The organism is Pseudomonas sp. PDM27 (assembly GCF_019219205.1).
GTDB lineage: Bacteria > Pseudomonadota > Gammaproteobacteria > Pseudomonadales > Pseudomonadaceae > Aquipseudomonas > Aquipseudomonas laurylsulfatiphila.
In genome coordinates, this window is the sequence record NZ_JAHUWF010000044.1 from 1 (window position 1) to 271 (window position 271).

1 rRNA gene is annotated in these 271 nt (G+C 51.7%); it reads right to left on the reverse strand.

The features are described 5' to 3' along the window. A 16S ribosomal RNA gene (locus KW838_RS29310) occupies positions 1–217 on the reverse strand; the annotation flags it as partial. Positions 218–271 lie beyond the last annotated feature (54 nt).

The window sequence follows — 271 nt, forward strand, 5'->3', positions numbered from 1 at the left end:
TAGCGCAAGGCCCGAAGGTCCCCTGCTTTCTCCCGTAGGACGTATGCGGTATTAGCGTTCCTTTCGAAACGTTGTCCCCCACTACCAGGCAGATTCCTAGGCATTACTCACCCGTCCGCCGCTGAATCAGAGAGCAAGCTCTCTTCATCCGCTCGACTTGCATGTGTTAGGCCTGCCGCCAGCGTTCAATCTGAGCCATGATCAAACTCTTCAGTTCAAACATCTTTGGGTTTTGAGAAAACCCTAAACTTGGCTCAGCAATCGTTGGTTA